The 8,059-nt window shown below is 49.2% G+C and carries 10 protein-coding genes and 1 pseudogene; all 11 read left to right on the top strand.

Going from position 1 to position 8,059, the window contains the following annotated elements:
* On the top strand, positions 1 to 261 hold a 261-nt coding region (locus tag ACLTXB_RS18235; protein WP_428227919.1), incomplete at its 5' end, for a hypothetical protein.
* Positions 262 to 276: 15 nt separating this feature from the next.
* Positions 277 to 1,392, top strand: a complete 1,116-nt coding sequence (locus tag ACLTXB_RS18230; RefSeq protein ID WP_428227918.1) for a hypothetical protein — start codon at positions 277 to 279, stop codon at positions 1,390 to 1,392.
* Positions 1,393 to 1,406: 14 nt separating this feature from the next.
* On the top strand, positions 1,407 to 2,789 hold the full coding sequence (locus tag ACLTXB_RS18225) for a DUF6138 family protein (protein WP_021630267.1): 1,383 nt from the start codon (positions 1,407 to 1,409) through the stop codon (positions 2,787 to 2,789).
* Positions 2,790 to 2,799: 10 nt separating this feature from the next.
* Positions 2,800 to 3,642: a DUF2262 domain-containing protein gene (locus ACLTXB_RS18220; RefSeq protein WP_428227917.1), complete on the top strand. Its 843-nt coding sequence runs from the start codon at positions 2,800 to 2,802 to the stop codon at positions 3,640 to 3,642.
* A gap of 31 nt (positions 3,643 to 3,673) precedes the next feature.
* Positions 3,674 to 3,952, top strand: coding sequence for a hypothetical protein (locus ACLTXB_RS18215; protein WP_009298997.1), 279 nt, complete (start codon positions 3,674 to 3,676; stop codon positions 3,950 to 3,952).
* A gap of 21 nt (positions 3,953 to 3,973) precedes the next feature.
* Positions 3,974 to 4,096, top strand: coding sequence for a hypothetical protein (locus tag ACLTXB_RS18210; RefSeq protein WP_317437858.1), 123 nt, complete (start codon positions 3,974 to 3,976; stop codon positions 4,094 to 4,096).
* Positions 4,090 to 4,719 (top strand): suppressor of fused domain protein, encoded by a 630-nt coding sequence (locus tag ACLTXB_RS18205; protein WP_428227916.1) that lies wholly within the window; start codon positions 4,090 to 4,092, stop codon positions 4,717 to 4,719. Before ACLTXB_RS18210 ends, ACLTXB_RS18205 begins: the two co-directional genes overlap by 7 nt.
* On the top strand, positions 4,671 to 5,000 hold the full coding sequence (locus ACLTXB_RS18200; RefSeq protein WP_428227920.1) for a suppressor of fused domain protein: 330 nt from the start codon (positions 4,671 to 4,673) through the stop codon (positions 4,998 to 5,000). The genes ACLTXB_RS18205 and ACLTXB_RS18200 overlap by 49 nt, the downstream gene beginning before the upstream one ends.
* Before the next feature lie 55 nt (positions 5,001 to 5,055).
* Positions 5,056 to 5,781, top strand: coding sequence for an ISAs1 family transposase (locus ACLTXB_RS18195; protein WP_317439878.1), 726 nt, complete (start codon positions 5,056 to 5,058; stop codon positions 5,779 to 5,781).
* Between the two features lie 107 nt (positions 5,782 to 5,888).
* A pseudogene (locus tag ACLTXB_RS18190) lies at positions 5,889 to 6,200 on the top strand (ISAs1 family transposase); the annotation flags it as partial.
* Between the two features lie 379 nt (positions 6,201 to 6,579).
* Positions 6,580 to 7,866, top strand: a complete 1,287-nt coding sequence (locus ACLTXB_RS18185; RefSeq protein WP_428227915.1) for an IS110 family transposase — start codon at positions 6,580 to 6,582, stop codon at positions 7,864 to 7,866.
* The last annotated feature ends 193 nt before the right edge of the window (positions 7,867 to 8,059 follow it).

The following is an 8,059-nucleotide window of genomic DNA, read 5'->3' as shown; positions in this document are numbered from 1 at the left end:
TTCATTAGCATTTCCAACAAAATATTTTCATTGAAGGGGTGCTGTGATATAATAAGATATAAAACTACGCTCAGAACAAATGGTGCCGCTATGAACAAATATATTGGACAGCAATTTGCTGCTTTAAGATACGAAAAAAATATTTTGGTTGTTGAAGAAACTACATCTGCTGGTGGATGCGGCTCCTTCAACGCGGCTTCTTCATGTCCTGCGTCAGCCTGTCTTTATGACAGTGCGGCGTGGGGCTTTTTTATTGCCTGAAAGGAGTATGAGAACATGAGTCTGAAATATACCTGCCCCAGCTGTGGAACCCCATTGGGTTATGAGGGATTGTGTTGGAAATGTAAGTGCGAGCAAGAACGGCAAGCTGCTCTGGCCTGGACGCCGGAACAAATTGTCGAAAAACAAAGAAACTTGATACAGAACATCCAGAGGCTGGCTGATATGGAGGACCCAGAGTTCGCCGACTTTTGGCAGCTGCTTGGCTACCATGATGCCATCACCCCGGAGATTCAGCGAGTGGCACTGGCCGCAGAGGTGTTCTGGCCCTGTGAGATCTATTATCACGCTCCCGCCGATGTGCGGGATGGTCTGATCCATGCGCTGTTGTCCGCGGAATATTCCAGCGCGGCCTCCAACCTGATGAGTTGCCTTGCTATGCAAGGAGATGACAAGGCAATGGAAACTCTGCTGGAGCTGGAGCGAAATCCCCGGCCCTGGCGCAAGGGCCTCTATGTAGACCCATCCAGCTATGCGCAGATCGGAGGCTGGACCTTCGACAAGGAGGGCCAGAAAATCCAGCTCAACTTCGACACCTGTTATCCTATGGTCAAGGGAACCGCTGGCGAGAAATCTCCCGTCCGCATTGGCCGAGCACGGGAGGACACCTGCCCTCACTGCGGCGGGCGTATGGTGGATATGTTGGTGCTGGATGGCCGGGATGAGCGTCTGAAATTTCTGGGGTTGGATGGTATTCTGACTGCCACCTGCTGCCCCAGCTGTGTGGGATTTTTGAAAGGTCCAGCCTTTAACAGTTTTACCCTGGATGGCGGAGTGGAAGTCTTTCCCTCCGAGCTCTTTGACGGGGCGGAGAAGACGGATTGCTATGTCAGTCCCGAGGACTACAAGGCCCTCACGGAAAATCCCTTTGTGCTGGGCGAAGCGCCTGTGCCCCTGTTTTACGGTGCGGCCTGCCAGGATGTGAACACGGTGGGTGGCTTTGCCAACTGGGTACAGGACGCGGAATATACGACCTGCCCCCACTGCGGGAAACCTATGAAATATCTGGTCCAGATTCAGTGGGATACGTTGTTTGACTGCGCAGAGGGCACGCTCTATGTGGAGTTCTGCCCGGACTGCCATATCGTATCCATGCAGCATCAGCAGACCTGAGAGGAGACCTTGCCATGAGTTTGCCAAAGCGTGACGGCGTACATGACCGTTACTATCTGATCCACAAGCCGGACACTTCACCGGAGGTACTGGCGGAGGCGGATCTCTGCATTCAGGATGTGCTGAACGGCACCGCCCGTGAAAATCACTCCGCCTACCCGACCGTGGTGCGAAACCACAACGGGACGCCATTTCTCCCTGATCAGCTGCTGGAGCGGTATCTGACCGAGCTGCCGTTGAAAGGATTTCCCTGTGAGGATGCTGTCTCTCTCTGCGACGCCATGCGGCGGCTGGTGGGCTGGCAGGAGATCCGCTATACATTGGAGAAGTATATAGAAAAGCAGGTGCAGGAGCGGTATTTTGAGGTCGGAGAGAAAGAGGATTACTTTTCGCCTTTTCCCCCCTGCACGGTGTGGCCGGAATTGCGCCCGGAGAATGTGGACGAAAACCTGCTGCGCTTTGCCTGCTATGTGGCTATCTGCCATACCGTGTACGGGCAGAGTTTTGAATCCCTTACCACCGAACACATCCTCGGCCTGGTTTCCCAGATTCGCCCTGACATGGTAAAGGAACTGAAAGCCAATGGCAGCGGCAAATTGCCGCCTAATATCCAGAAGCGGAAAACAAAGCACCTGACCGCCTCGGCCAACGACGCTTTCGCCACCATCCGCATTACCGCCAGGGACTGCGGCGAGGGGGCCTGTGAGGAGGCTCTCAGCTATCTGATTGAGATTTTGGAACAGCCGGAGTTCCCCCGCAGCTACTCCATCGAGTTTCGCGGACCGGAGAAGATCTACCTGCCCATCCCCGGCCTGCCCAAGAAGGGTGTCCATCAGCTTTTTGCCTGTGCGGTGCGGTATCCCCGTCTCCATGTCCGGATGGAGAATTATGCTCGGCTGGCCATGCAGGAGGACGAGTGGTACAACAACCTCTCTGATGAGTCCTGCGCCATGCCTGGCACCTTTGCCGTGTTTGCCCTGGGACTGGAAGGGCCGAAGTGGTGGCGGCTGGTGTGCGATTACCTGGATCGCTGTGATGACGAGCACTCCTCTTTGCAAGAAAAGTTTATTCACACCTTTTTTAAGAAGTACGGGTTTACTGCTCAGTCCCTGCCGGTGTTGGTCCACGGTGTCCAGTCCATGCAGAATCTGAAGCCCGCAAAGGAGTTCCGCGCCCTGATCGCCAATGAGGAGAGCCTGGATGCTCTGCTGGAGATCAAAGGGCATCTGGAATATTACCTGCCGGAAGAATCCGGCAATGACAAAAGGGCGCTGGCCTACCTGTGGCGTGATGTGCTCTGGGCCATCTGGGGCACAGCCTCTGAAAACGGCGGCAGCAAGGTCATCAAGACAGCGCCCAAGGAACTGAAAGAGAAATACCAGCAGGTATTTGCGTAAGGAGAACGCCATGAAAAAGAGAACGGTCAAGGACTTTATTGCCCTGTACGCCCCGGAAGATGAGGAAAAACTGGTACTGATCCAGGACGGTGTCAGTGCGGACAAAACCTTTCTGGATACCTTCTGGGCGGCGCATACCCATGCCCTCGCCATGGCGGATGCCCAGACCGGACAGGTGATCTCCGGTCGATGCTACCTGAGCTGGCCGCTGACGGACAAGGAACGGGATGCCGGCGACTATTCCAAGCGGTTTACCAAGGGCCAGATCTACCGGATCAAAGCCCGCGGCTGGAAAGGTGATGCCCTCAGTGAACCCCAGTGGTATGTCACGGAAGTGCCGGAGGAAGGTGTCCCCTGTCCAGCATTAGAGGAGATCTGGATGGAATATACAAAGCCCATTCTTCTGGAGGACGAAGTGCTGGGAACTCTCACACTGGATCGGGAGATGAGCACATTCGAGGGAACCTGTAAGTGGATGGGAAACGAAGTCCATATCTCGCTGGATGTAAACACTGAAAAGAAAGCGTCCTGGACCCGCGTCACCAATGTGATGAAGAAGCTGGTGGCAGAGCAGGAAGTCTGGGACAAGTCCCTGCGAGCGATGGCTGCCCAAAAGCTCACTGCTCAGGCCAACGAATGGCTGGCCGACAATGACCAGACTGACCGAGATCCGGAGAAAGACCCCATCACCGAGGATGGGTTCGCCCGTCGTATCCTGCTCACCGAGTTTACAGTATCTCCCGGCGGCCGGTTTACCGCCTGGTATGAGGACGACGATATGTTCTGGGGCCATGTGGTCACTGTGGATGGGACACTGAAAAAAGGTCCTGTTGACGCTGATATACAGGGCTGACTACAACCGATTACAAAAGGAGGCGTCCACTATGTGCGAGCACTGCCGAAACATTCAAACATGGAGAAAATTTGACGCCCCAAAGGACTATCTGGCCTGTATTGCTTACATTCAGCAGTTGGTGTCGGAGGGGGAATTTGAACTGATGCAAGAGGAATCCACTTGCCCGCTGGAGAAGGTAAAGACTGAGGATGGATGGGCAGACGAAATTATGGCTCACATGATCCGGTGCAAGCACTGCGGCCAGATCTTCACCTGTGTGGTCAATACCTGGCGAGGTAGTGGACACTTCAAAAAAGGCAAAGGATGACACATAAAAGGCGGTGAAATGATGAATCAGACAGAAGAAACAAAACTGCTGGAGCAGATTGAGAAGTGGAATGATGCGGACGAGTTCTCACGATGTATTGAGGCCATCGAGGCTATCCCGGAACAGGAGCGGGGTATTTGCTGACCATCAAGTTGAGTCGGGCTTACAGCAATCTGGCGGTTCTAGAAGATCATGGAGAGCATGGGACCGATGGTGAAGTGGACGGGGATCTCATCCGACACGCCATTGAGCTGCTGGAGTCCGTCCGCACCCAGGGTGAGAACGATCCCTACTGGAATGCCCGGATGGGCTACTCCTGCCTGATGGCATACGGCTCCGCAACCACCGCTTATGAATACGCAAAACGCTGGCTGTCCCTGGTCCCGGATGACCCGGATGCCCAAAAGCTGGTGTGGGACTGTGAGAAATATCTGGAGGAGGAAAATTCCTTGGAACTGGATTGGAAAGAGCGGGAGGAGATCATCCGGTGGGAGACCATACCCCCTGCCGACGATGACATCCTCGGCCATGTGAAAGTACATATCGACCAGTATTTCGGTGTCTATACCCAACTCCTCACGGACGACAGCGATTCGGATCATCCTCTGGAGATCGCCGTCATCCTGCCTCGACCGGAACATGACTACTACACCCTGGTCACTGTGGGCCTGAGCCGGCATCGGATGGATTTTTCGGAGGAGCGTCGGGAGAGGAAAAACTGGAATGGGCAGAGCTGCTCATCAACCTGCCCCGAGACTGGAAGCTGACAAAGGCAGACTGCCGGGAGGAACGGTGGAGCTGGCCCATCCAGATGATGCTAGCCACCGCCCACTTTGCCATGGAGGACCCGGAGGTAGGGCTGGAATCCAGAACTACACTTATGGAGGGTGAGGATGGCATCCCCTTTGCAGAGAATACGGACCTGCGGGGCGAGATTCTGCTCTATCCCGGTGTGTTTGGGGAGGAGTCCTTTTTCTGCCGTCTGCCGGACGGGGACGAGGTCAACTTCTATCAGGTGATCCCCCAGGACAAACGCATGAGTAAATAAATTATAAACAAATTCCTTTTTTCTGGTATGATAGAAAGAAAAAGGGGATTTTGTCATGGATGAATTGTTGAAATGGATGGATTATATCGAAGATAACCGTCAGCAGACGAAAGTACGGCATAAGCTAAAAGATATCATTGTAATCGTTCTATTTGCCATGCTTGCAAATGTGGATGACTGGGTAGAAATGGAATATTTTGCCCATTATCATGAAGCATATTTAAAAAAATATATTGAACTGAGAAACGGTATTCCGTCTCATGACACATTTTGCCGTGTATTTGGAATGCTGTCATCGGAAATTTTACAGAAGCTTTATGGTAAATGGCAAGAACTACTTAATCAGAATGAAGGGGAAGCATTACGTAAGTTAATCTGTATTGATGGAAAAACGATGCGTTCTAATAAAAGAAAAGAAGGGAAAACGAATCATATCATAACGGCCTGGAATGAGGAAGACAGATTTAGCCTTGGTCAGAAGGTAGTTAATACCAAGAGTAATGAGATCACAGCGATACCGGAACTGCTGGAAAAGATCCGGATAAAAGGTCAGGTTGTGACGATTGATGCCATGGGAACACAGACAGCTATAGCAGAGAAGATCCGATCCAAACGAGGGGACTATGTATTGGCATTAAAAGAAAACCAGAGGACGCTGCACGAAGATGTAAGTCTCTTTCTGAATGATGCAGGGATGAAAGAAGAACTGCGTAAGCGGGGAAACTATAAAAAAACGATTGAAAAAGCCCACAGTCAAGTAGAAATCAGGGAATATTACTAGACAAAAGAAAGTGGATGGCTATCCCAGAAAAAGGACTGGAAAGGGCTTAAAAGTATTGGTATGGAAGAGAAAACACTCCTGAAAGATGGGCAGGAAAAAAAGAGTACCGTTATTATATCAGCAGTTTGAATGAAGATATAGAGTTATTTAGTCGTGCGGTGAGAGGACACTGGAGTGTAGAAAGTATGCACTGGCAGTTAGATGTAACGTTTAAAGAGGATGCTAACACAACTTTAGATAAACAGGCGGCAGAAAACCTGAACATCATAAGAAAATGGTGTTTAAGTATATTGAAAATGGTAGAGATATTCCGTCCCCCGAGTTTGCCACTTGCAGATACAAAATGGAGCCTTTTTTGGCTCCATTTTTTCAGCATCTATGCGGTTTATTCAGTGTTTATGCGGCTTTTAGAGTTTTGAGAAAATATACCTACATTTATTTAAACATGCCGTTGTGGCATGCCCTCCTTGCGTCGTTCCTGCCTTCGGCACAAACAATGCATGAATCTTTGTTTACGGGTTACTTTTTATTTCATTTTGTGTTAAAATCCAGTTAGAGATATCAGTATACTACAGAGCACGACTGAGGGAGTGGTGAAAGACCATCTTATCCCGCATTTATATATGTGCCGTCATCCTCTTTTAAGCACAAACAATTGGGACTTCGAGCCCGTACACTTATCATTTTAGACGTTGGCACTTGATGCCTCTGGAAACCCCGTTTCCATGATAAGTCTTTTCGCTTGGATGACAGTCAATGCTGATGTCTCTTTTTGCTCTCTTTGAAAGGAGGTATCACATGGATTTTGAAGTGAAACACCTTATCTGTGCTGGGCTGGATGTTCACAAAAAAACGGTTGTTGCTGCTGTCTGCATTACGGATCCTGTCACTTTGGAAGCAACTTATAAAGTGAAATCCTTCTCCACCAACAATTCACAGATTGCAGCTATGCGTGACTGGCTTCTCTCGTATAACTGTCTGCATGTCTGCATGGAATCCACCGGTAAATACTGGATCCCTGTTTTTAACATCCTTGAGCCGCATATGCACGTTATCCTTACTCATCCCAAGTATGTCAAAGCCATAAAGGGTAAGAAAACTGACAAACGTGATGCAAAATGGATTGCCAATCTTTTTCGCTTTGATATCGTTAAAGCTTCTTTTATTCCACCTGCTGATATCAGGGCTCTCCGTGAGCTTTCCAGATATCGTCTCAAACTTTCCTATATGCGTTCCGCTGAGAAAAACCGCTACCAGAATAGTATGACTATTTCACGTATCCGTATTGACTGTGTCCTCACTGATCCATTTGGAAAAACCGCCTCATCCATTATGAATTATCTTCTTTCAGACGTTCCTTTTGACGAAAAGGAATGTGCAAAACTGATTCATGGTGGCATCAAAGTTTCTAATGAAGAGATTTTTGACAGCATACGCGGTTTTGAGATATTATCGGAACAACGCTTTAAGATGTCCCACGCAAAACAGCACATGGAACTTCTCAGCTCCTATATGGATGAAATTGAAACCGAATTATTCCGCCTCAGCCGCCCGTACGATGAAGTAATCAAACGTATTTCAAGGATCGCTGGTTTTACTGAGCGTTCTGCTTTGTTTGTCATTTCAGAAATCGGTGCTGATATGGGGGTTTTTGAATCGGATAAACATCTTTGTTCCTGGGCTGGTCTTACCCCTGCGAATAATGAGAGTGCCAACAAAAAGAAATCTACCCGTTGTTCAAAAGCCGGTCAATATCTAAAGCCTTTACTCATCCAGTGTGCACTTGCTGCTGTAAAAAGCAGGAAAAATCCTTATTACGCCATCAAATATAATCGACTGGCGAAACGGCGTGGCAGGAAAAAAGCAATCATTGCCATAGCCCGAATGATGCTTACAAGCATTTATCACATGATTCTTAATAATGAAGAATGGAAACCAGATGATTACGAAGCCATCATCCATCCATCAAAACCTGAAAAAGTTGCACTTACACTTGATAACGTAATTCAGTTCCTCGGAGAGCAGGGAGCTGATCCGGAAACACTAAAACTCCTTCAACAGCAATGTGCTGTTCATTCTGGATAAATCTTAAAAACCAGATTTTCCACACAAGGGACGTTTATGGTCTATTTTCGGCTCATTGCTTCACACTTGACCTACATGAAAACTTTGATCTCAGTTTTGATGTGTTTTAATTCTGCACGCCGGTATAGTTTTACCGGAATCCTGATCCCAAAAGCATCAAGTATCCGTTTTAAATCCGGGTCATCCACGTCCA

Source organism: Flintibacter sp., assembly GCF_046973065.1.
Note: the sequence above shows the minus strand (reverse complement) of the source record. Positions and strands in the feature narration are given on the sequence as shown.